17 protein-coding genes are annotated in these 23,298 nt (G+C 46.6%); 6 read left to right on the top strand and 11 right to left on the bottom strand.

The genetic code is table 11. From position 1 onward, the window contains the following. Window positions 1–65 precede the first annotated feature (65 nt). A complete protein-coding gene (locus M0413_RS17785) occupies window positions 66–2,684 on the top strand; it encodes a PAS domain-containing protein (protein ID WP_249555110.1) in 2,619 nt (872 codons plus the stop codon). 67 nt (window positions 2,685–2,751) lie between these two features. Here M0413_RS17785 and M0413_RS17780 read toward each other — a convergent pair whose 3' ends face one another. The 8 genes from M0413_RS17780 to smc form a co-directional block, all read right to left on the bottom strand. Beyond that, window positions 2,752–3,132, bottom strand: a complete 381-nt coding sequence (locus M0413_RS17780; protein ID WP_037426761.1) for a SpoIIAA family protein — start codon at window positions 3,130–3,132, stop codon at window positions 2,752–2,754. Between the two features lie 362 nt (window positions 3,133–3,494). Then, entirely contained in the window at window positions 3,495–3,851 is a 357-nt protein-coding gene (locus M0413_RS17775; protein ID WP_037419846.1) for a DUF3802 family protein, read from the bottom strand. 171 nt (window positions 3,852–4,022) lie between these two features. Next, complete coding sequence (locus tag M0413_RS17770; protein WP_037419949.1) at window positions 4,023–4,598, bottom strand: YceI family protein; 576 nt, start codon at window positions 4,596–4,598, stop codon at window positions 4,023–4,025. A 148-nt stretch (window positions 4,599–4,746) separates the two neighbouring features. Continuing rightward, window positions 4,747–5,202: a YaiI/YqxD family protein gene (locus tag M0413_RS17765; RefSeq protein ID WP_055648128.1), complete on the bottom strand. Its 456-nt coding sequence runs from the start codon at window positions 5,200–5,202 to the stop codon at window positions 4,747–4,749. Window positions 5,203–5,220: 18 nt separating this feature from the next. Further along, complete coding sequence (gene pdxH, locus M0413_RS17760; RefSeq protein ID WP_047535211.1) at window positions 5,221–5,859, bottom strand: pyridoxamine 5'-phosphate oxidase; 639 nt, start codon at window positions 5,857–5,859, stop codon at window positions 5,221–5,223. 161 nt (window positions 5,860–6,020) lie between these two features. Continuing rightward, complete coding sequence (gene ligA / locus M0413_RS17755; protein ID WP_249555108.1) at window positions 6,021–8,090, bottom strand: NAD-dependent DNA ligase LigA; 2,070 nt, start codon at window positions 8,088–8,090, stop codon at window positions 6,021–6,023. Window positions 8,091–8,188: 98 nt separating this feature from the next. Then, complete coding sequence (gene zipA, locus M0413_RS17750) at window positions 8,189–9,229, bottom strand: cell division protein ZipA (RefSeq protein ID WP_037419838.1); 1,041 nt, start codon at window positions 9,227–9,229, stop codon at window positions 8,189–8,191. A gap of 26 nt (window positions 9,230–9,255) precedes the next feature. Beyond that, the gene (smc, locus tag M0413_RS17745) at window positions 9,256–12,684 is read right to left on the bottom strand and encodes a chromosome segregation protein SMC (protein WP_249555106.1); all 3,429 of its coding nucleotides are present in this window, start codon (window positions 12,682–12,684) and stop codon (window positions 9,256–9,258) included. 240 nt (window positions 12,685–12,924) lie between these two features. Between smc and cysZ the strand changes: the two genes are divergently transcribed. Then, the gene (cysZ, locus tag M0413_RS17740) at window positions 12,925–13,704 is read left to right on the top strand and encodes a sulfate transporter CysZ (RefSeq protein ID WP_037426752.1); all 780 of its coding nucleotides are present in this window, start codon (window positions 12,925–12,927) and stop codon (window positions 13,702–13,704) included. Between the two features lie 186 nt (window positions 13,705–13,890). Continuing rightward, the gene (locus M0413_RS17735; RefSeq protein WP_349628477.1) at window positions 13,891–16,251 is read left to right on the top strand and encodes a carbohydrate binding family 9 domain-containing protein; all 2,361 of its coding nucleotides are present in this window, start codon (window positions 13,891–13,893) and stop codon (window positions 16,249–16,251) included. A gap of 59 nt (window positions 16,252–16,310) precedes the next feature. Here the strand turns inward: M0413_RS17735 and M0413_RS17730 are convergent, their stop codons facing one another. The 3 genes from M0413_RS17730 to M0413_RS17720 all read right to left on the bottom strand — a co-directional run bounded on the left by M0413_RS17730 (window position 16,311) and on the right by M0413_RS17720 (window position 19,342). Further along, complete coding sequence (locus M0413_RS17730; protein WP_140906620.1) at window positions 16,311–16,760, bottom strand: hypothetical protein; 450 nt, start codon at window positions 16,758–16,760, stop codon at window positions 16,311–16,313. A gap of 171 nt (window positions 16,761–16,931) precedes the next feature. Beyond that, entirely contained in the window at window positions 16,932–18,053 is a 1,122-nt protein-coding gene (locus M0413_RS17725) for a beta-ketoacyl-ACP synthase III (RefSeq protein ID WP_249555102.1), read from the bottom strand. Beyond that, a complete protein-coding gene (locus M0413_RS17720; protein ID WP_249555100.1) occupies window positions 18,050–19,342 on the bottom strand; it encodes an RDD family protein in 1,293 nt (430 codons plus the stop codon). Before M0413_RS17720 ends, M0413_RS17725 begins: the two co-directional genes overlap by 4 nt. Before the next feature lie 245 nt (window positions 19,343–19,587). Here M0413_RS17720 and cysK point away from each other — a divergent pair, with 245 nt between their 5' ends. The 3 genes from cysK to M0413_RS17705 all read left to right on the top strand — a co-directional run bounded on the left by cysK (window position 19,588) and on the right by M0413_RS17705 (window position 22,968). Next, on the top strand, window positions 19,588–20,556 hold the full coding sequence (cysK, locus tag M0413_RS17715) for a cysteine synthase A (protein WP_011622282.1): 969 nt from the start codon (window positions 19,588–19,590) through the stop codon (window positions 20,554–20,556). A gap of 220 nt (window positions 20,557–20,776) precedes the next feature. Continuing rightward, on the top strand, window positions 20,777–21,853 hold the full coding sequence (locus tag M0413_RS17710) for a methyltransferase (protein ID WP_069455210.1): 1,077 nt from the start codon (window positions 20,777–20,779) through the stop codon (window positions 21,851–21,853). 119 nt (window positions 21,854–21,972) lie between these two features. Further along, window positions 21,973–22,968 carry a TDT family transporter gene (locus M0413_RS17705; protein ID WP_249555098.1) on the top strand — a complete coding sequence of 332 codons (996 nt, stop codon included), beginning with the start codon at window positions 21,973–21,975 and terminating at the stop codon, window positions 22,966–22,968. The last annotated feature ends 330 nt before the right edge of the window (window positions 22,969–23,298 follow it).

Genomic DNA, 23,298 nt, shown 5'->3' with positions numbered 1-23,298 from the left:
AATGGCAATTAGATCAAAAAAAGCTAAACTGGCTCAATGATCGCGGCATTTGGACCCCGTATAACATGGATAAACGGCCTATCATTGCGCCACAAGCCTCGTTAACCCAATGGCAAAAAAGCCTGCCGTTTAAGCTCAGCTTGCTCCAACTCATCATCGCCAGCATACTGATTTTCAGTACTGCTTGGGTCATCCTTAATATCCAGACCCAACAAATCAGTGAGCAACAGACGTTGCTTAATCAGAATCACGGGCAAATAATTATTGCTAAACTGCAGGAGATGACCTCACAAGTCGAAAATCAAGTGAATGCGATTAGTCAAATCGCCATGCTCTACCGCCATGAACCTGAACAGCTCAGTAAAAGTATTCCCGTTTTACTTTCGATAGAAAGTCAAAAAGACATCATCTCTGGTGGCGGTATTTGGCCTGAGCCAGGCGCATTTAATCGGCAAAAGTTCCGTGACAGCTTGTTTTGGGCGCACAATATTCGCGGTGAGTTGGTAGCGATAGACAGCTACAACAGTGATAACTTCCCAAGTTATCATACTGAAGAATGGTATCGACCAACCCGTTTTTTCCCCGCGGGTAAAGTCTTTTGGTCTAAATCCTATGTCGATCCCACAACCCATGAACCTATGGTTACCGCATCAAGCGCCATGTGGGTAGATCATCAATTTATCGGTGCAGCTACCACGGATATTAGTCTAGAAAAACTCAACCAGCTGTTACGCAATGCCATGTTGGATGTCAGTGGCTATGTCGTGGCTATTGACCATCAAAATCAAATACTGGCTTTTCCTAATCGTGATAATACACGCCAATCTCAGTCTGATACGACACACCATTTAATGAGCTTTGATGCGTTAGCTAAAGTAGAGCACGCTTTTACTCCTATAGCATCAGCGCTTCAGTTGGCAGATCGCAGTTTTATCGACCAAGCTATTGCTGAGCGCGTTTTTACTCAAGAGCAAATGGATAATCTCACTCGATTAAGCAGCGATAATGAGCGAGAAATGCTCTCTGCAATTGTGAATGACAACGCGAAAAACCATTTCACAACACCCCGACGTATCGCTTCAATCGCATTGACAATGGATCCTGTCCTAAAGGCGCCTTCACTCGTTTCTGTTTTTCTTATGCCCCATACTTATTGGAAAATTTTAGTCGTCACACCAGTCGCGCCGTTACAAGACACCGCTAAAAAACTGATTGAAAAAGTGGGGCTTTCTTTAGTCGCAATCCAAATGCTAGGCCTTATATCCTTGTTCATACTGCAACATAGGCTAATCATGGCTCCTATAATGGAAATGGTCAGAGCGCTTAAACGCAATGACTCTGCCTCCATCGAACTCAAAGCCAAAGAGCGCCATGACGAAGTCGGATTACTCGCAAAGACTTTTTTATCGCGTACTCAACAGCTTGAAATCGCTATGGCGAGTTTAGATGCCAGCAATCTCGCACTGGAACAACAGTTACTTAGTCAACAACATGTTCAACAGGAATTGAATCGACATAAGGAACAATTAAGATCTTTATTAGACTTTGCATCTACCATCATTTATATCAAAGACTTAAATGGCAGATACACCTTGGTCAATCATAAATATTGTGAAGTACTCGGTATCGAACGGCGAAAAATTATCGGTGCCATGGATTTTGAACTCTTCCCAGCTCCTCTCGCTCAACTCTACCAACAGAACGATCAACGGGTAAACCATCGCCACGATGCTCTGCATTTTGAAGAGCCAATACCAACTCCCCGTGGTGAAATTATTTACCAGATGACTAAGTTTGATATCCGAGATGATGAAGATAATTCTATTGGCGTTGGTGCAATTGGCTTTAATGTGGATCTCAAAAAGCGCCAAGAGAAAGCACAAGAAAAACTGCTAGAACAACAACAGCAACAAATGAAGGAACAGCAACATCAAACTCAGTTAGCCCAGCAAGAACTCGCCTTAATGAGGGAGCAGATAGGTGAGCTCAATCATGAAATTACACAGCAAATCCAGCTCAACCTCAATAAACAGCAAAGTCTAAAACTCATGCAGCACTTCCTCGCCGAAGTGATTAATCAAATGATGCAAGAGCAGGATCGCCTCCTCGCTCAAGTATGTCAGATTCGTCAAGGTGAATATGTCGACCAGTCTGCTAAAGCGGTGCATCTCATGAGTCAACAGGCCGTAAGATTAAGACAAATATCGCAGCTATTTACTGATCAACATAGTGAAATACGACCGCTCCATTTAGCGCAGTTTCTCCAACATTTGCTCAGCCTATTACAGCCACAATTACTCAAAGCACAGGTGAAAGTAAATCTTAACTGCGATGAACTATTAATTATCGATGGTAATGCTTGGCAATATTTGCAGTTTTTCTATCGATTGCTTAATAACACTCTACAACACGCATTTAAAGAGCATCATCAACATCGCGAAATACTGTTGCAACTCGATAAACGAGGTAATGAATTACATATACTGCTACAGGATAATGGTGTGGGGATCTCGACAGCTCATCTTGAGCAACTCAGGCATGACATACTTCAAAGACAATGCACAGGAACGCTATCCTGCCTCAATTTGTGGATAAAATATGAGTTAAATGGCGAGCTAATCGTAAACAGCGAACTCAATCTAGGCACTCAAATCGAGTGCTATTGGCCGTTGGCTACGGTGTAACAGCTCTTTGCCGCCCGGCTCTATGCTTTACAAATTAAGCATCAACAATCCGAGCAGTTACTCTCTGTTACAGTGCAATCACTTTGTCGTCGTCTAGCCATTCCTTAGCCAGTACACGCTCATTTTCGCCAAAGACTTTAACCGGACAAGGCAACATAAAAGCTAACGTATTGACCATAGTCCCAAGCATTTGCGTATCCGCAATCATCACTACCCGCGCGAAATCACTGAAATGGAACACACTGAGTAAAGCATCGTCCCAAAGTGCTCCAACTGTAACACCCATAAAATCAGCACTAAATTCATACCATAAACGAATACAAGCATGATCCAATAACTTAGCTTCAATGGCCGGAAACAAAATGGTTTCAATATCCTGATGCGTTACCTGACCGGAAACAGCAATGGTTAATAAATCATCGGCATAGCTAGGACATATGGTTAACATTATGCATCTCCCTTCGTATATCACCCAAAAATATCGTTATAGAGTAAAGATATACCCTGTAAGCAAAGATGCTTAAACAACTGGTGATTTTTCTACGGCTCGGAAAGCAAAATAAGCAGAGTGATAGCTTATCTCCCCTAACCACATAGGCTTTTGTGCGAATATCGACAGAAAACAGAAAAATGAGCACAAAGGGTTGTTACTAACAACGGCAATCAATCCAGCGTGAAGAGACAAGCCATGATGGAAAAACCAATATGCAATTGCTGAAGGCAAGGAACGGGATTAAAACACGACTTCAATTCCCAAGAGCTAACGATAAGCAATGGGAGTAAGAGTAACCCGATGACTAGCCTCAAACATTAAGCATGGGATTGAAATTTTGCGATCTCTTGATCAAATAAATTTTTGATGAGTCCTGAAAATTCAGTGATAAACAGCGTTTGCTCAGGTGTTGCCCTATGATTGGCTACAGAGGCGAGAATTTCCTCGAGATCATACACAATGGCATCGACCTCACGGATAATGGTATTACGCTCACTAAAGGAGAGTGACGGATTTTGACCACAGACCATAATAATCTGCGCGGATAATTGTTCCTCAAACAATTCCATCACAGTATCGTCGGACACATTTTGGGTATCAGGCGTTTCGAACAAGCCAAGATGCTCAGTCAAATACTGGATTAAATGCATGTAACCGTCTTTATCTGTGACCATTTTTAACCCTTAAAACAACTAAATCGAGCGCCATTAAGGACACTGTTAACATCTAAAAAGCCTCAACATCCACCCATTAAGTGGTCAGTATGAGCATTATACGTCAGCCACCTCATAACCTTATCTTAAATACAACAGCTGACGTATTGATCTAAACCAATCTTATTGTTGTTACTGAGTTAAGGTTAGTACAAACGACACCGGAACGGCTTGGCTAATACTAGATAAACCTGCAATATCACGCAACTTATCAACCCCAGCAACCAAGCCAAATTCATTGGCATTGATAATTATCGGCTGAAAACTACTAACCATCAGTTTATTATCAGATACTTTGGTCAAAATTACCGAAAAAGTTTTTGTTTGCTGTTTTCCATGCAGGGCAATTTTGCCCTCGATGTCAACAACCTTTGACTCATCCACGGCAAGCGCTTTGAGCATTTGACTATCGACTTGGGCACTCAAGTTAAGTTCAGGATACAGTGACACTTCAAACAATAAGTGCTGCATACGCTCATCACGCACATCAATACCCGTTGCTACGCTTATCAGCGGAATTGTTAGCTCAAATTGGCCAGTATCCTTCAGAGTACCTTTTAGCTGCTTAAAATGATGAACCTCAGCAATATCCCCCTTTTTTACCGACACGAAACTGACCCTAGAATCCTGCTCAATCACTTGCCATTGGGCAACGGAGCTGAAGCTGATCAACGTCGATAATGCCGCGATTCCTATCCATTTATTCATCGTATCCATCCTCAATTGTGAGTTGTAAGACCCAGCAGCAGCTCCTTGTTATGAAGTACAAAGCTGCCCAGCACTTAGCAAACCGTGACAAAGATCACCTAAGCTTCACTAAAGATACTCTTTTTATTGATTAGCGACCAGTGAACTATCATTTAACCCGCACAAGCCATTTGTCTAAACTATTGGCAAAAGCCTGCTTATCGGCCGCAGACAAAGTATCAGGTCCACCTGTATGTACACCCGATGAACGTAAATCTTCCATAAAATCACGCATCGTAAGCTTTTGGCGAATATTGTCAGTGGTGTAGAGTTCACCGCGGGGGTTGAGCGCCAGCGCGCCCTTTTCGATCACTTGCGCCGCCAACGGGATATCGGCAGTGATGACTAAATGTGTGGCCTCAACATGGTCGACAATGTATTGATCCGCCACATCAAAGCCTGAGCCAACACGCACTTGACTGATATACGGTGACGGTGGCACCCGTAGCATTTGGTTCGCCACCAGCACTAGCGGCAGCGCCTTTCGCTCAGCTGCACGAAATAAAATCTCTTTAATTGGGTTTGGGCAAGCATCGGCATCCACCCAAATCTTATACTGTTCCACATTAAGCTCCTAAAGCCATTAGGGTGCTAAACGGTCAATCATCCATTCATCCGCTTGGCGAGTGTAGAGAAAGCGGTCATGCAGGCGATGCTCTCCACCTTGCCAAAACTCAATACTTGACGGCTTAACTAAGTAACCGCCCCAAAAGCTCGGCAATGGTACATCACCCTTAGCAAATTTCGCTTTCATTTCAAAGAACTTACCTTCGAGCACTTGTCTGGCACTCAGTTTGCTCGACTGCTGCGACACCCAAGCGGCAATCTGGCTATCCTTGGGGCGGGTCATAAAGTATTTCAGCACTTCGGCGGTAGAAAGCGGCTGCGCCTCACCGAGAATCGACACTTGGCGTTCAATCGGATGCCAAGGAAAATGTAGACTCACTTTATTATTGGCCGCAATCTGCTGTGCCTTGCGACTGCCCAAGTTAGTGAAGAACACAAATCCCGTTTCATCAAAACGCTTTAACAGTACAATTCGTTGAAAAGGTTGGCCATGTTCATCCACTGTGGCAACACACATCGCGGTAGGATCAGTTAACTGCGCATCTCTGGCTTGTGTCATCCACAATTCAAATAACTGCATCGGGTTTTGGGGTAAATCGGCGCGTCTTAAGCCACCTTTGGTGTATTCACGGCGAATATCACTGAGATCTGTCATAGGTTTTCCTTTTTATAAGCGCACAATGATTGCTATCTGTGCAATCTGCGGATAGATCAAGTTTATCATGGCTCCGCCAGAAAACCGCGCCCAACCAAGATGAACCCTCAACAAAAACGCCTTGCTAAGCAAGGCGTTTTACTCATCAAATCAAACTCGCATTAGGTATTGGCAGCGAGCAGCGCGAGCAATTCGTCTTCGCCAATCACCTTCACGCCAAGCTCCTGCGCTTTGGAAAGCTTAGAACCCGCTGCTTCGCCCGCCACTAAACAATCGGTATTTTTCGATACACTGCCCGCTACTTTGGCGCCTAAGGCCTGTAACTGCGCCTTAGCATCGTTACGGTTGAGTTGATTTAAGGTACCCGTTAACACCCAAGTCTGCCCTTTCAATGGCTGCTCATCGGCACTTGGCGCTGCAATCGCAGGCCAGTTGACACCAGCCGCAATCAAAGCATCGATCACCTCTAGGTTATGGGGCTGAGCAAAGAAATGCGCTACGTGCTGGGCAACGACTTCACCAATATCTTCAACTTGAATGAGTTGCTCAATGGTAGCTACGCGCAGTGCCTCTAGACTACCAAAGTGAGTCGCAAGGTTCGCCGCCGTGGCCTCCCCCACCTCTCGAATGCCTAAGGCATAGAGGAAACGAGGCAAAGTCGTGGTTTTAGCCGCTTCAATCGCCAGCGCGAGATTGGTGGCCGACTTCATTCCCATACGGTCCAGCATAGTCATCATAGAGGCGGTGAGTTTAAATAAGTCCGCCGGGCTTTGAACCAACTCCTTATCAATCAACTGCTCAACAATTTTATCGCCCATGCCGTCGATATCTAATGCCTTGCGGGAGGCAAAATGTTTGATCGCCTCTTTACGCTGGGCCTCACAGAATAAGCCGCCGCTACAACGCGCCACGGCCTCACCTTCTAATCGCTCAACCAAACTGCCACAAACGGGGCAATGTTGTGGGAAGGCAATCGCCTTAGCATCTTCAGGGCGACGCTCTGGCACTATGGCCACAATTTGCGGGATCACATCGCCGGCGCGGCGGATAATCACGGTATCGCCCACCATCACACCTAAACGCTCGATTTCATCGGCATTGTGCAAAGTGGCGTTCGATACCGTCACGCCACCAACGAACACAGGTTTTAGGCGCGCAACAGGAGTCACCGCGCCAGTGCGGCCCACTTGAAAATCTACGCCTTCGAGCAGGGTCATTTCTTCCTGCGCGGGGAATTTATAGGCAATCGCCCAACGGGGTGATTTGGCCACAAACCCTAAGGTTTGCTGCTGGGCGATATCGTTCACCTTCATTACCACACCATCGATTTCAAAGGGTAAATCGCTGCGGCGAGTCAATATATCTTGATAGTAGCCAAACACTTGGCTGAGTTCGTCGCAGACTTTAATCTCGCTACTGACTGGCAGCCCCCAAGATTTAAGTTGCTGCAATTGCTCGTAATGCGTCTTAGCTAACTCGTGGGAAGTCGGCTCCACCACACCTAAGGCGTAGGCATAAAAAGACAGCGCCCGTGACGCGGTAATTTTACTGTCGAGCTGACGTAAGCTGCCCGCTGCCGCATTACGCGGATTCACAAACAGTTTTTCATCCTTTAAGCGTGCACGCTCATTTAGCGCCTCAAATGCCGCCTTGGGCATAAAGGCTTCGCCGCGCACTTCAACCAATTCGGGATAGTTGTCACCACGCAGTTTGAGCGGAATCGACTTAATGGTTTTAACGTTTTCGGTAATATCTTCGCCCACAGTGCCATCGCCCCGGGTCGCAGCGCGCTCAAGCACCCCATTGCGATATAAAATGCTCACCGCCAAACCATCGAGTTTCGGCTCACAGCAAAAACTCACTTGCCCCACTCTGTCGCTGACACGCTTATGAAATGCACTAAAGTCCGCCTCATCGAAGGCATTATCAAGACTTAACATGGGTTTAAGGTGAGTAATTTGTTCAAACTTTGCCAGCGCCATGCCGCCCACTCTTTGGGTAGGCGAATCGGCAGCAACAAACTGAGGATACTCGGCCTCAAGCTGTTTCAGCCGCTGCATTAATCTGTCGTATTCTGAGTCAGTAATGCTTGGCGCATCGTCGACATAGTAACGAATATTGTGTTCATTCAGAGATTGGCAGAGCGCCTGCATCAATGGCTGCGCATTTTCCGACGTAACAGCTTGTGAAAGCAGTTCAGATAGGCGTTTATCGAGTTGAATGTCTTGCATATTCATTATCCAGAATTCTTAAGCATCAAAAAGTTGCAAAAAATGAGGCCGCATTTAGCGGCCCCATCTGTCCATCACCGCGGTCTCGCGGCGGTGCATTAAGCGTTTGCGCGAATGCGGTGTAAATAATCTTGCTTAGTAAACTCGCCCCAAGGTTGGCGCTGACCATCAAGCACAACCGCATCGATATCATCCGCCAATTGGCGCGCCGAGTTAAGCATGATAGAGAAATTCATTAGCGCATCACCGTAGCAAGGTAAAGTCATAAAGAATACCACGCCTTGGGTGCTGAATTGCTCCATATTGTCTGGGTCAAAAACACCAGGTTTTACCATATTAGCAATGGAGAACAACACCTTACCATTACCCGCATTATCCACATGACGATGGAAAATATTCATATCGCCATATTTAAAGTTAAGGGTTAAAAAGCAAGGTAATAATTCGGCACCATTAAGTTGCTGACCTTCTTTTGCCACTACGTGCAGCACTAATACGTCGCGTGGTTCACCTAAATCATCATCGGCCTGTTCAACGGCTTGAGGTTGCTCTTCTTCATACGCCTCTTCATCATCAAACAACGCGGTTTGGGTAGGCATTTGCACTTGGGCACGTTGCTCTTCAGCCGCCTTTTGCGCCACTATCGCCGCATGGGATTGGCCAACGTGAGCTTGATTTAAATGCGCTGTATGGCTTTGCAATACTGGCTCTTGGCGCGATGCTTTAGGGCCGCGGTGTTGCTCTTTCACACTCGGTGATTGCAAATTAAAGTCGGGCTGCGCCATGCTTGGTTCTTGCTTAAACAGTGGTTTAGGTTCAACTTGAACGGGTTCCACTGGTTGCGGTTGTGCTTTGGCTTCTTGCTTTAAATAAGGGTTAAACGCAGGTGCCTCTGGGGTATGAGCTTCATTCGCTTTACGAACTCTGACGGCGCCAATACCATCGGCGTCGAAACCATCGGCATCGATACGCTTGGGGGCAGCCTCGCCACGCTCTGCCTGCTTTTTGTAGAAATTGCCCATCGGACTATCTTTCAATGACTTAGGCTGTTGTCTTCTGATAGACCAAAATCCATGCACCAGCACAGCAACTATGGCTATGGCGCCTAAAACGAACAAAACTAGTTGCAAATCTTCCATTGGTTACCCTGTCTTTCTTCTAGTTATCACGCGTCGGCCATCGCCACCGCTTGCTCTAAATCTACTGCGACTATACGGGATACACCCGGCTCATGCATAGTCACACCGATAAGTTGATCAGCCATCTCCATCGTAATTTTGTTATGGCTGATATAGATAAACTGTACGCTCTGCGACATCTCCTTCAATAATCGGCAGAAACGTTCTACGTTGGCATCGTCTAAGGGCGCATCCACTTCGTCTAACATACAGAAGGGAGCTGGATTCAACCTGAAAATCGCGAATACCAATGATAAAGCCGTTAGGGCTTTTTCACCACCGGAAAGAAGATGGATTGTGCTGTTCTTCTTACCTGGCGGCTGGGCCATGATGGTCACGCCCGTTTCTAATAAATCGTCTTCCGTTAGCGCAAGGTAAGCACGCCCGCCACCAAACACCTTGGGGAACAATCGCCCTAAATCCTCGTTGACCGCATCAAATGTGGCTTTAAAGCGGGTGCGGGTCTCCTTGTCGATTTTACGAATGGCTTCTTCTAGTGTTGCAAGCCCTTTATTGAGATCTTCATCTTGATGATCCAAATAGGATTTTCGCTCACTTTGTTGCTCAAATTCTTCGATCGCCGCGAGGTTTATCGCACCTAAACGGATAATTTTTTGGCGGATCTGATCCAAATCACGCTGCCACTTGTCTGGCTGACCATCGCTAGGCAGTGAATCAATCACCTGAGCAAGCACAATTTGCTGTTCCGCCAGGGCTGCCAACTGGCTGTCAGCCTGCCCTTTTAATCCCTCACGACGTAACTTTAACGTGCTGAGGCTTTGAGTCAAGCCCTCAAGCTTACCAAGCTCTTGTTTTTGCTTTAATCCTATACTGTTTAGCGTTTCAGTGAGCGAACTTTGTTGTGCCCTGAGCGTTTTAAGTGCCTGTTGCTGACTCTGTTGCTGATTGAGTAGCTGCGCCAGTTGTTCACTCAGCTTTGCCGTTTGCTGATCACCCTGCTGTGCGACAACACTGGCAAGTTGGGCTGACAGTGTTTCCTGTGAGTGGACTAATTCACTGACACGTACCCGCTGTAATTCAATTTGTTCTGTGCTCACCGCCATCCGAGTGGTGACCGATTGCAGACTGGCATTGAGACTCGCTAAGCGGCGCTCGGCATCGCTAATTTGTGCCTTTAGCATTTGGTGACGGGCTAAATCCCCTTGGGCTTCAAGGCTTTGTTGTTGCTGTTTCTCAAGGCTTAACGCTAGCGCCTCCGCCAATTCATCCTCTTGTTCCGAAAGCAGCATTAACTGCTCAGCCAGCTCGGCTAACTCATTGCGCGTTCGCGCAACGGTTTCTGCTAGTTGTCCCCGTTTAACTTCGCGCTGCTTGGCCTGGGCCTCTGCGTTATTAAGCTGGGTAGATTTGGTGGCTTTATCGAGCTGTAACTGGTGTAAGCGTTTGATACCTTGGCTTAAGCTGTCACGTACTTGGGTTAATTGCTGCGCCAACGCATCGAGCTTTGACTGCTGTATTACCCGCGCCTGCTCACACTCATTAATCGCTTCGCTTAATTGAGTTTGTTCTTTACTCAGTTGCACTAACGATTGGCTATTGTCTTGTTTGGCAATCAAAAAACCTTTGCCGAGCAGATAACCATCAGCGGTCACTATTCGCTCATCGGCCGCCAAGCTCGCCACTTGTGCTTGTGCGCTGGCCAGATTATCGGCCCATTTAAGTCTCTTAAGCCAAGGGGCAAGGTTCAATTTTGCCCCTAAGATGGGAGAACCATCGAGATGCGCATCCGCCGCCAAGGCTGCATCGGCATAAAACCCTATCTCATTGGCGTCAACGCCCACGGGCAGCGTCATTAATCCCTGCAGCGCCAGCTCTGCCGCGGCTTCCCAGCCATTTTCCACTTGAATACTTTGCCACAGCTGCGGCTTATCACTTAACTCTTCTTGTTTTGCCAGCCATTGTTCAACCAGTTCGAAGCGCGCCCGCATCGAAGTTAAACGCTGCGATAATTGCTCAAACTCACCGCGCGCCAAATCTAACGCGTGAGTATCGGTAGCCAGAGTGGATTCAAACTCTTGATTAATTTCAACTTGTTCAGCTAATGCTTGCTCTAACTGGGTAATCTCGTCATTGAGTGATGCGCTGTTATCTTCAAGGGCATGCTCATTGAGTGAGGCTAACTCTTGCTGTTGTTCTTGATGTAACTGGGTTTTATGGGCATTTAATTGCTGCTGATGCGCCAGTTTGCTGCGGTGTAATTCTAATTGCAGCTTATGCTGAGCGGCGGCCGCCGCCAGCACTCTGGCGCTTTCACTCTGTGCCTCACTGCGCGAAACACTCATCTCCCATTGGACTTGAAGCTCATCGAGCATTTCTTGCTGCAATTCATGTTGCGGCGCAAGTTGGCTAAGCTCTGCCTCCAGCGCTTGAAAACTGGCTTGATAAGCGGCTAATTTGGCTTGGTTTTGGGTGATTTGCTCGCTTAATTGCTCGAGCTGAGTATGTAGCTGGGCGTCGCGCTGCTTTTGGCTCTGTAACTGTTGCTCAAGCTTTGCGATTTCAGTACCCGTTAGATAATAGGCTTCGACCGCCTGCTGCTCTTGCTCGGCTAACTGTGAAAGCGTAACTTGCAGCTCAGTGCTTTCTAGCTCACTCGTTTGCGCTAAGGATTGCGCTGCCGCTTGTTGCAGCTCAAGCGAGCTAATCTGCTCCGATAAACTCGTCATCTGGCTTTGCAGTTCTTGGTAGCGCATCACCAGCAATTCAGCATGGGTTTTACGCTCGGCCTGCTTTAGCTCGCGATATTGTGTTGCGGCTTTAGCCTGCTGACTGAGCTTTTCCAGTTGTTTGGCTAACTCACTGCGAATATCCCCTAAACGCTCTAAGTTTTCACGGGTGTGACGAATACGATTTTCCGTTTCACGCCGCCGTTCTTTATAGCGAGAAATCCCCGCCGCTTCTTCAATAAAAGTACGTAAGTCTTGGGGTTTAGATTCGATTAAACGTGAAATCGTGCCCTGTTCGATAATGGCATAGCTGCGCGGTCCAAGCCCGGTGCCCATAAATAGATCGGTGATGTCTTTGCGGCGACATTTTTGGCCGTTGAGGAAATACCAAGACTCGCCGTCGCGGCTCACCTGCCGCTTGACCGAGATTTCTTCATAACAGGCGTATTGGCCCGCTAGGCGGCCCTCTTTGTTTTCAAACACCAGTTCAACGCCCGCCACAGACACGGGTTTACGGGCGCTGGAGCCGTTAAAAATCACGTCACTCATGGAGTCGCCGCGCAAATGCTTTGCCGAGCTTTCGCCTAGCACCCAACGCACGGCGTCAATCACGTTCGATTTACCGCAGCCATTAGGGCCAATAATGGCGCTTAATGCCTGTAAAAACGGAATTTTGGTGGGATCGACAAACGACTTAAAGCCGGCAAGTTTTATTTGTTTTAATCTCATAGTGCCAGTTAGCGCGTCTCAGTTTAAAAAGCCATCAGGGCGATGGCAGATATCGGTGCAGGCCAATATTAGCCCGAGTCGTGTCATAGAATTCTGAGGCCAACTTTAACAAAGCAAGCCGCATTTTGTAACGCTTTTTATTGAATTCATGCGGCTTTTAGCTTGTCATCTCGCGACGAGTTGATCACAATCGCAGTTATCTGTCTCCCGCGCTGTATCTCAACTTTTTGGAATGACGATATGACACAGAAATTTCCCTCGCCCTCACAGGCTAAAAGTGGTGTGAATTATTTTCTCGATGGCTTTGGTTTGATCACACGTAAAGGTCTTCGTACTTTTGTATTTATTCCTTTAATGATTAACCTGTTACTTTTTGCCGCCGTGATTTATGTGGCTGTCGGTCAGCTCGATCTGCTCTTTACTTGGATGAATGCCCAGCTCCCCGAATACTTAAGCTGGCTTAACTTTCTGCTCTGGCCGCTGGCGGTTGTCACTATGTTGGTGATGCTAGCCTTTGTGTTCAGCTCAGTGATGAACTGGCTAGCCGCGCCTTTTAATGGCTTACTGGCCGAAAAGGTTGAACAACTATTAACCGGCAAACCCATGCATACCGGTTCAGGCATGGACTTAGTCAAAGACTTACCGCGCATTCTTGGCCGTGAATGGATCAAACTTAAATACTATCTGCCCCGTGCATTGGTATTTTTACTGCTATTTTTAGTGCCAATGGTCGGGCAAACCTTGGCGCCTATTCTGTGGTTTTTATTCAGTGCTTGGATGATGGCGATTCAATACTGCGACTATCCCTTCGATAACCACAAGGTGAGCTTCAAGGATATGCGCTTTGCACTGAATCAAACCCGCGGCACCAGTTTCAGCTTTGGCGCAACAGTGACACTGTTTTCGATGATCCCTGTGGTGAACTTTATTGTGATGCCTGTGGCTATTTGTGGTGCCACCGCCATGTGGGTCGATAAGTACCGTGAAGCCTACCGTAATCCTGTGGTCGCACCTGAATAATCATCCTTATCGCACTGGATGCATGCCATCCAGTGCGCTTTTGCTCTAACTCAATCCAATTTAAATACAATCCTTGTAACAATTACTCATTCTTGTTAACTCAAAACTTCTGGCACACTGCGCGTAATTTATGGATTATTTTGGGCCCTGTTGTTGAAGACGTTTCTCCCCTTTCTGCTATCGAGCATGATGTTTCTGAGCTTACCGAGTCAAGCCGGCTCAGTTAGCCAATTTCAGTTAACAATTCCAACCTTAACTGATGCCGCCGAGATTGATGGTGAATTTGATGAGGCAGTGTGGCAGCACGCGGCGCTGGCCGAGTTACGCTATGAGACTCAGCCCGGAGAAAACACTGCCGTTCCGGTTTATACCGAGGCCAGAATCTACGCCACCCAAACCAGCCTATTTGTGGCCTTTATCGCCAAAGACAGTCAACCTCAACGCATTCGTGCCACTCTCAAGGACAGGGATAATCTCTGGGGTGATGATCTGGTGAGGATCAAACTCGATACCCTCAATAACGCACGCTTGGCCTATCAGTTTTTTATCAACCCGCTGGGCGTGCAACTAGACTCGATAGAGAATGAACTCACGGGCGAAGAGAGCGAAGCGTGGGATGGCATTTGGAAAACCGCCGGTAAAATCACCGCCGATGGCTATCAAGTGGAAGTCGAACTGCCATTACGGCTATTCAACTTTGACGATAAAAAGCCCATTCAAGACTGGGGATTTGAGCTTATTCGCTACTATCCACGTAATGAAAACCATCGTCTCTCCACCCATAAAATTGACCGCAACATCAGTTGCCAGCTCTGTCAGCTCGGTGTCGCCACAGGCTTAGCCTCCGCCAAGCAAGGGCAAGATCTGCAAATTACTCCCGCTTTTGTAGCAACTCGCAATGAACATAAAACTGCACATGGTTGGCAAACAGATACGGACTATGAACCGGGGTTTGATTTACGCTGGGGAATGAATGCCCGCACCTTGTTGAATGCAACCATTAACCCCGATTTCTCTCAAGTCGAATCCGATGCGGGTCAGCTCGATATTAACAGTACTTTCGCATTGTTTTACGACGAAAAACGCCCCTTCTTCCTCGATAATAAAGACTACTTCGATACCCAAGTGAATCTGCTACATACCCGCAATATCGTATCGCCGGATTATGGCCTCAAACTCACCAGCCAAACCGAGCAACACACTTGGGCACTGCTGGCCGCCAATGACAGCCAAGCCACCTTTTTAATGCCGGGTAATTTAAGTTCAGAGGTCGCCTCATTAGCAGAGGAAAGCCTCAATCTGGCTGCGCGTTACCGCTTCGATATGGATAAAACCTTTTCCTTTGGGGGTCTTATCACGGCTAAGAGCAGTGCCGACAATCAACTGACTGAATTTGCTGCACAAACCGATGATAATAATGATTACCACAATTATGTCATAAGTTTAGATGCCAAATACCAGCCTACTGAGCAAGATATACTTACTGCTCAGGTCGCCCATTCCCAGACACGTTACCCCACAGCCCTATACCAACAATTTTGTGGCAATGTGGAGGGAGAACTGACAGAAGGGCTACTCTGCGGTCAAACGCCCTTAAACTGTGAATTTGGCCAATGCCAAGTGAATGAACAAGTATTACGTAGCCAATCAGATGAGGATTTTAGTGGCGCCTTGTATCAACTGACCTATGAACGCAATGCCCGCGATTGGTTTGCCTACAGCGAATATCACGATGTTTCCCCTAATTTTCGTGCCGATTTGGGCTTTGTAGAGAAAATTGACTATCGCACCTTTATGGCTGGCGGTGGCTTAATTTGGTATCCGCAAGTGGTGTTTAACAAGATAAAATTTGGTGGTGACTGGGATATCACCCACAATCAAGCGGGAGAGCTACTCGAGCAAGAATTTGAGATCTTTTGGGAAATGTATGGCGCACTACAAAGTGAATTGTCCTTTGGGGTAGAAACCCGTGAGCGGGTCGGACCACGCCATAATACAGCGCAACTCGCCGTAATAGGTAACAGCAATCAATATGAGGAAACTCAAGGCTGGCTTTACGGAGCCATTACGCCGATTTCAGCCCTCAGCCTTGAGCTGGAGATCCATTACGGCGATGAGATTGATTTTCTTAATGATAGATTAGGCACCAACACCTTAATCAATCCGATATTCAATTGGAAAATTGCCAACGGTTTATCGGTAGAAATTTCTCACCAGTACCAACAAATGGAAATCGAGCAGGATAAACTCTTTACCGCAAACCTTTCGGATGTGCGCCTGCACTGGCAACTGAGTCTGCACAGCTTTATTCGCCTATCGAGCATTTACACCCAAATCGAGCGTAATCTTACGCAGTATTTGTATTCGTCGCCCGATAGCGAAGCGGCGCACTTAGGCAATGAAATCCTCTACGGCTACAAACTTAATCCCCAGAGCGTGTTCTATTTGGGCTATTCCGACAGTTTAACCTCGGATGATGAACTCACGCGGCTCACTCGGGACGAGAAGACCTATTTTATGAAGCTAAGCTACGCCTGGTTGCTCTAGGCAGAAAGGTTTAGCATAAAGCCCACAACAAGGCTTGTGGGCTTAAATCAGAATTCTAGCTAAGACTCATGGATCCCCAATAAGCTTGGGCTGGGAAGCGCAATCCCCATTGCGGTGAGCTCCACTCCCCAATGCCGCAGCAGCGCAAGATACGCCTGTTCAAAGGGATAGCGTGGCCGCGGGAATGCCCACGTTGAAGGAAAACACCATTCCTCCTCGCTCTCATCAATCGCTAAATAGGCGGCAAAATCATGCTTTGCCTCACTCAGCGCAGCGATTAGATTCGTCGCCATCGCGACCCTGTGGGCAGAGGTAAATCCCAACTGCTCACCAAACTCATCAAATACATAAGCATCGTACAGCGCTTGCAGCTGCGCGGGATCTAAAGGATCGTAACGATTGAGTGTTTCCCCGAGCGTTTCCTCGCGGTCATAACAATTAAAGGCGCCAAGAAACCAGCCAGGATTGGGATGGAACGGAATATCCGAATCAGGGTAAAGAAGCGTCATGGTGACAGGTTCTCGTACTGCAACTGAGGCTTTAAAAAACTGTTTTTAAGGCTGTTAACTGCCTTGTCTGATTAAAAGCATTTTCGGTTAAGGTACGGCATCAAGCCGTTTAACCCAATGTGCTGATATAAAAGCAAAAGCCCCATTGCTGGCAATGGGGCTTTTGTCGATTTAGCGTTTTTGCAAAATCACACTACCGATGGAGTAACCCGCACCAAAAGAGCTTAATAGCCCTAAATCGCCCGCATTAAAGTCAGCGGAATATTTATGGAAGGCAATCACAGAGCCTGCGGAGGCGGTATTGGCATACTCATCGAGCACCACGGGCGCCTGATCGGGCGTCACCTCATCCCCTAGCAGTTTTTTCACCACAAACAGGTTCATATTGATGTTGGCTTGATGCAACCACAAACGCTTAAAGGACTGCGGCGTGAGGGATTGCTCGGCCAGATGCTCATCTAAATGCTGATAAATCATCGGCAACAGTTCTTTAAAGACTTTGCGCCCCTGTTGGTGGAATAGCTTATCTGCCTGATGCGCCGAACTTGGATCGCAGCGATTGAGAAAGCCAAAATTACTGCGAATATTGTTCGAGTAGTCGGTAAAACAACGGCTTGAAACAATGTTAAAGCCTTTACTCGCGGCCACTAGGCTTTGCTCTTCAAGCACCATAGCGGTCGCGACATCCCCGAAGATAAAGTGACTGTCACGGTCACGGTAATTCACCTGTGCCGAACAAATTTCGGGATTAATCACTAACACCCGTGAAGCCGAGCCCGTCGCAATCGCATTGGCGGCAGCCACAATGGCAAAGGTGGCCGAAGAACAGGCAACCTGCATATCATATCCATAGCCACGAGTACCGAGTGCCCGCTGGATTTCAATCGCCATCGCCGGGTAAGCGCGCTGCGTATAAGCACAGGCAACGATCACTAAATCGATTTGATCGGCCTTCACGTCCGCTTGTTTCAGTGCCACCAATGCCGCCTCAACCCCAATTTCGGCCTGCATGGATAACTCGTCACTGCTGCGCTCAGGAATAAGCGGCATCATGATTTCAGGGTCGAGAATACCGTCTTTAACCATCACATATCTGTGCTTGATGCCCGAGGCTTTCTCGATAAACTCACTGGAAGAATAAGACAGCGGCGCGACATGGCCCTGCTCAATTAATCCTGCATTTTCAAGGTTAAACATATCGACATAGGCGTTGAAGCTCTCCACCAAAGCTTCATTTGAAATACTGTGTGGCGGCGTAAATAAACCGCTGCCAGAAATAACGACCTGTTTCATAGGTGCTCCGAACGGGTGCTTGTTGTAAGGTGAGCAGACGTCGCATTATTCTGTGTTGGCACGGCGGCTAATGCGTGTTCAGCCTGCGCCTGTTGCTGCTCTAATTGTTGCTTTTTATGCATTTGCGCTAAGTCTATCACGACTGTGGAGGATATTTTATCTTGGATCCCCTGCCGATTGGCATCCCAAAAAATCTGGATAAAGCCAAGTAAGCCTGTCGTAAAGCCCGCCGCATAGCCACCATAACGGCCAAAAGCGGTCCAAAGGCTGATTTTAGCGCCATCAAGTTGAATAACGCGAATACCTAATAGTTTTTTACCTAAGGTCTGACCATCAAATTTGGCGGTAAACACGGTAAAGTAAAATGCCGCCCAACCAAACCCTAAGCCCATATCGCTCATAAAGCCTTTAATCCACGCCAGCACACTGCGGGTATCACTTTCCTCCTCATCGGCGTTTTCGGTGTTGTTACTTTCCGTTTGACGCACGGAATTAAGATCTTCATCTGCGGCTTGTTTATCGGTATGCGCGTTAGCTAATCCATCGGCTTGTGGTTCAGACACTGGGTTCGCCCTACGTTCAAGCTTGTCATCAAGCAAATGACTTGGCTTTGGTGATTGTGATGGTGTTGTTGAATCCGTGGCTGAATCGAGAGTGACTTCAAACACTTTCACCTCGGGCCAGAGAGTGCCCGCCATGATTTCATCACGTAACTGCGTTTTATCAGCCTCGGATAAATCCGTGCTAGCTAAAGTATCTAATACCATATCGCGGCGCTCAGCTGCCGACATGCCCTCAATGGGTACATTTTCCAGCGTCTGAGTTTCGAGCGTCTGTTGCAAAGAACGGATTTGTTCACGGGCACAATCCGTATTTTCACAGAGTCCGAGGGAGACAAGATCTGGAATCGCCTTAACAACAGTCTTACTATCCTGGGGCGCGGAGACCTTGTCGCGGGTGGATTGATTGGATTGATGCAAATCCCACAAATTTCCCGCCGAGCTAAAGAGCATTAATCCCAGCATGGCGGCATAGAGGCCCCATTTGAGTACGCGGCCAAATTGGCGACTGCGTTTCTCAATATAAATAATCCCCACCACCAGCAGAACAAACAGCCAATCCATTTGTTCGGCTAAAATAGTGATGAATAATCCGTCGATTAACATCGCCAGCGCCCGCCTTAATGGCGTCGCTAACGGGGTGTAAAGCACAGATTCGGCAATAGTGAATGCCTTAGGGGTGACCATAGTTCTTGGATCTTTGCCCAAGTCCGTTTGTTGTTGCTTCATAGTGTGGCAATCCGGTTCCGATAGCGGTTTTATAAGTGAAACATCAAGTGGTTATTCTTTTATACGCGTAATTTTTTATTGATGTTAGCAAGAGGTTAACACAGTTAAACCCACAGCCAATTGGGCTTTGCGAATAACAGGATTATCTTTAATAACCAAATCGAATAAAGAAGAACAAACAATCACTTCTAAATGCGCCACAGGCGATTATGATTCAATAGTGCAAACATAGGAGCAAGCAATCCATGAGCAAAATTTTCGAAGACAATTCATATACTATTGGCAACACCCCGTTAGTGCGTTTAAACCGCGTAAGCCAAGGTAAAGTGCTGGCAAAGGTCGAAGCACGTAATCCAAGTTTCAGTGTCAAATGCCGTATCGGTGCCAATATGATTTGGGATGCCGAGAAAAAAGGCCTGCTCACCAAAGATCACGAACTGATTGAGCCTACCTCAGGTAATACTGGTATTGCCTTAGCCTATGTGGCAGCCGCCCGTGGCTATAAGCTGACGTTAACTATGCCAAATACTATGAGCTTAGAGCGTCGTAAACTGCTTAAAGCACTAGGTGCAAACCTAGTGCTGACCGAAGGCGCAAAAGGCATGAAAGGTGCTATCGATAAAGCGGAAGAAATCCGTCAATCAGCGCCTGAAAAATACATTATGCTGCAGCAATTTAATAACCCTGCTAACCCTGAAATCCACGAAAAAACCACAGGTCCAGAGATTTGGAACGATACAGATGGTGCTGTGGATGTGTTTGTTGCGGGTGTAGGTACTGGCGGTACTATCACAGGCGTGAGCCGTTACCTGAAGAAAGTGGCTGGCAAAGCCATTACTTCTGTTGCAGTAGAACCCGCAGATTCACCGGTTATCACTCAAACCTTAGCGGGATTACCTGTGCAACCAGGTCCGCACAAAATCCAAGGTATTGGCGCAGGTTTTATCCCTGGTAACTTAGATCTTGAGTTAATCGACCGCGTTGAAACCGTCACCAACGATGAAGCCATCGACATGGCGCGCCGCTTAATGCAAGAAGAAGGCATTTTAGTCGGTATTTCTTCTGGTGCAGCTGTGGTTGCGGCGAACCGTATCGCTGCCCTGCCAGAGTTTGCGGATAAAAACATTGTGGTTATCCTGCCTTCGGCTGCCGAGCGTTACTTATCATCAGTATTGTTCCAAGGCCAATTTGGCGACGAAGAAAATATTCAGTAATCTCATCGCTTGTTGATAAAGATACCCAGCTCCGTCTGGGTATTTTTATGTCTGTCAGTTAATTCTTGCCATGCATATCTCTTTCGAACGAATATTGTTTCTATCAAGAGCCTGATTTATTGGTGAAATTGGACACAGTTCATAGTTTTTCCGTGCAATGCTAGCTTTAACAATTCAGTCCGCTATAAATAGCCCTCTCCAAGATTAACGTCAGTCTTTTATGTCTTTTTACCAAAATCCAAAAGCGCTAAGCGCCTTTGATGCTAAGTTTGAGGCACAGAAAATTGCCTTTGGACCCGTGAGTTTTCAGGTCGCGCATTGTCTACTCAAATTTGAAGTGCTCGCCACTATTGATAAGGCTGGTGAGCAAGGGGTGACCTTAGCGAAATTAGCCCAAACGAACCTGTTGAGTGAATACGCCCTTGGGGTGTTATTGGATATGGGACTAAGCATGGGGCTGGTATGGCTTAACGAAGACGCCTATGTCCTCGATAAAACAGGTCATTTTTTACTGCATGATGATATGGCAGCAATCAACCTCAACTTTGTGCAGGATGTATGTTATCAGGGATTATTTACGCTGGATAAGGCGCTACTCACTGGTAAACCCGCGGGGCTGAGTGTATTTGGTGACTGGCAAACTATCTATCCCGCATTGAAAGATCTGCCTCACGCCGCAAAAGAGAGTTGGTTTGCATTTGATCATTATTATTCTGATCATGCTTTTCCGCAGCTTTTACCCTTAGTCTTTGCCCATAGTCCAAAACACTTAGTCGATATTGGTGGTAACACCGGAAAGTGGGCTCTAAGCTGCTGCAAATTCGATCCTAAGGTTGAAGTGACCCTGATGGACTTTCCAGGGCAATTAGCCATTGCCAAAGAAAATGCTGCAAAACATGGCGTTACCGATAGAGTCCATACCTTTGCCACCGACTTACTCGATGAGTCGCGCCCTTTTATTGAAGGTGCTGATACCTATTGGATGAGTCAGTTTCTTGACTGCTTCTCTAAGGCGCAAATCTTGAGCATTTTGCAACGCACCGCAAATGCGATGACAGCCAATAGTCAGTTGTTTATTGTCGAAACCTTCTGGGATAGACAGCCTTCTGCCGCCTCGGCCTATTGTGTTAACGCCACGAGCTTGTACTTCACCGCAATGGCCAATGGCAATAGTCGAATGTACCACTCTAAGGACTTGATGGCCTTGCTGCATCAAGCAGGTTTATACGTCGATGAGGATACTGACAATATTGGGCTTGGGCATACTTTGCTTCGTTGTAAACGAAAACCTTGCTAGTTAATAAAAACTGAATCAATGGATAAAATTAATCAATTTTATTTATTAACACCTTAGTCATACACTGACATTAACAAATAGATACATCGAATTAATGTCAGTGTTGAGAGGTAAGTAATATGACTTCAAAGCGTAAACGTTGGACCGCACAGGCCGCAAAATTACCTAGCCCTATGGGCGGACTCGCACTCGCAATCGCAAGCTTAGGGTGGACTTGGGAAAGTGTAATGCCTTCACTGAATGGCTGGGGTCAATTAATTGGTGCAATTATTGCCTCAGCACTGTTACTAATGCTAGCCGGTAAGTTTTTGCTGCATCCTACAGTGCTCAAAAATGAACTTAGCCATCCCGTCGTCGGCAGCGTAATACCGACTTTTGCCATGGCATTAATGGTAGTGTCTAACCTGCTCGGTCACTATTTTCCCCATGCGGGATTAGCCCTTTGGTTAGCCGCCATTGCGATTCATATCGTATTTTTAGGCGCCTTTATCTACTATCGTGCTATCGACTTCAAACTCGAACATATGGTGCCTAGCTGGTTTGTGCCACCCATTGGCATCATAGTGGCTGCTGTGTCTTTCCCCAGCAATGGTGAACCTTGGTTAGTTAACACCATTTTAGCCTTCGGTATGATCGCCTATTTAGTCATGCTGCCACTGATGCTCTATCGCTTGATCTTTTGTCAAGCGATTCCTGACGCAGCTAAGCCCACTATTGCCATCCTTGCTGCTCCCGCAAGTTTATCCCTTGCAGGCTATTTAACGGTTTGTGAGCAACCATCAATCGCCTTAGTCGCCTTATTGGCAAGTATTGCCATCTTAATGACAGCGGTTATCTACCTTGCTTTTTTCCATTTACTTAAATTGCCCTTTAGCCCTGGTTATGCAGCCTTTACTTTCCCCATGGTGATCGGTGCTACAGCACTCTTTAAAACCGCTCACTGGCTTGAGCAATTTAGTCAAATGGCCGATCTCACTCAATGGGTAAGGTTGTTGGCAGATTTTGAACTCGGTGTCGCCACTGTCGTCGTTGCCTACGTCGCTGTTCGGTATCTGACTCATTATCTACCCAACCCAATGGCCAATATTGACACAACTATAGTTGAACTTAAGTAATAGGCATAAAATACGGTAAGTGTATTTGGCTACTTAACGTACTAAATAAAAATTTAATAACACAACATACAGAATAAAATAAGGAGTGAATTTATATTCACTCCTTTTCAAATTAAAATCCACACCATCAATTCACTCACAAAACTTTAGACTGACAAAGTAAAAAGAACTCTCAAAAATTTAATAAAGGCTATAACAGCTTTATAAAACCATTCTTAAATCCTTTCATTAAGATATTTTCAACATTAAACACTCAAAAATACCGCATAAAAATCTGTATATTTAATATTGCTTAAATTTAAATCTACACATACTGAAAAAGTATGATTA

Origin of the sequence: Shewanella sp. 8A (assembly GCF_023475945.1) — a bacterium.
Taxonomy (GTDB): Bacteria; Pseudomonadota; Gammaproteobacteria; order Enterobacterales; family Shewanellaceae; genus Shewanella; species Shewanella xiamenensis.
Note: the sequence above shows the minus strand (reverse complement) of the source record. Positions and strands in the feature narration are given on the sequence as shown.

What these genes read in the sequence shown, in the direction of transcription:
- M0413_RS17770 (WP_037419949.1), bottom strand. Translation starts at nt 4,598, where the DNA reads ATGAATAAATGGATAGGAATCGCGGCATTATCGACGTTGATCAGCTTC.
- M0413_RS17785 (WP_249555110.1), top strand. Translation starts at nt 66, where the DNA reads ATGGATAAACGGCCTATCATTGCGCCACAAGCCTCGTTAACCCAATGG.
- zipA (WP_037419838.1), bottom strand. Translation starts at nt 9,229, where the DNA reads ATGGAAGATTTGCAACTAGTTTTGTTCGTTTTAGGCGCCATAGCCATA.
- M0413_RS17735 (WP_349628477.1), top strand. Translation starts at nt 13,891, where the DNA reads ATGATGTTTCTGAGCTTACCGAGTCAAGCCGGCTCAGTTAGCCAATTT.
- cysK (WP_011622282.1), top strand. Translation starts at nt 19,588, where the DNA reads ATGAGCAAAATTTTCGAAGACAATTCATATACTATTGGCAACACCCCG.
- M0413_RS17705 (WP_249555098.1), top strand. Translation starts at nt 21,973, where the DNA reads ATGACTTCAAAGCGTAAACGTTGGACCGCACAGGCCGCAAAATTACCT.
- M0413_RS17780 (WP_037426761.1), bottom strand. Translation starts at nt 3,132, where the DNA reads ATGTTAACCATATGTCCTAGCTATGCCGATGATTTATTAACCATTGCT.
- M0413_RS17710 (WP_069455210.1), top strand. Translation starts at nt 20,777, where the DNA reads ATGTCTTTTTACCAAAATCCAAAAGCGCTAAGCGCCTTTGATGCTAAG.
- cysZ (WP_037426752.1), top strand. Translation starts at nt 12,925, where the DNA reads ATGACACAGAAATTTCCCTCGCCCTCACAGGCTAAAAGTGGTGTGAAT.
- pdxH (WP_047535211.1), bottom strand. Translation starts at nt 5,859, where the DNA reads ATGACAGATCTCAGTGATATTCGCCGTGAATACACCAAAGGTGGCTTA.
- M0413_RS17725 (WP_249555102.1), bottom strand. Translation starts at nt 18,053, where the DNA reads ATGAAACAGGTCGTTATTTCTGGCAGCGGTTTATTTACGCCGCCACAC.
- M0413_RS17775 (WP_037419846.1), bottom strand. Translation starts at nt 3,851, where the DNA reads ATGGTCACAGATAAAGACGGTTACATGCATTTAATCCAGTATTTGACT.
- M0413_RS17730 (WP_140906620.1), bottom strand. Translation starts at nt 16,760, where the DNA reads ATGACGCTTCTTTACCCTGATTCGGATATTCCGTTCCATCCCAATCCT.
- smc (WP_249555106.1), bottom strand. Translation starts at nt 12,684, where the DNA reads ATGAGATTAAAACAAATAAAACTTGCCGGCTTTAAGTCGTTTGTCGAT.
- ligA (WP_249555108.1), bottom strand. Translation starts at nt 8,090, where the DNA reads ATGCAAGACATTCAACTCGATAAACGCCTATCTGAACTGCTTTCACAA.
- M0413_RS17720 (WP_249555100.1), bottom strand. Translation starts at nt 19,342, where the DNA reads ATGAAGCAACAACAAACGGACTTGGGCAAAGATCCAAGAACTATGGTC.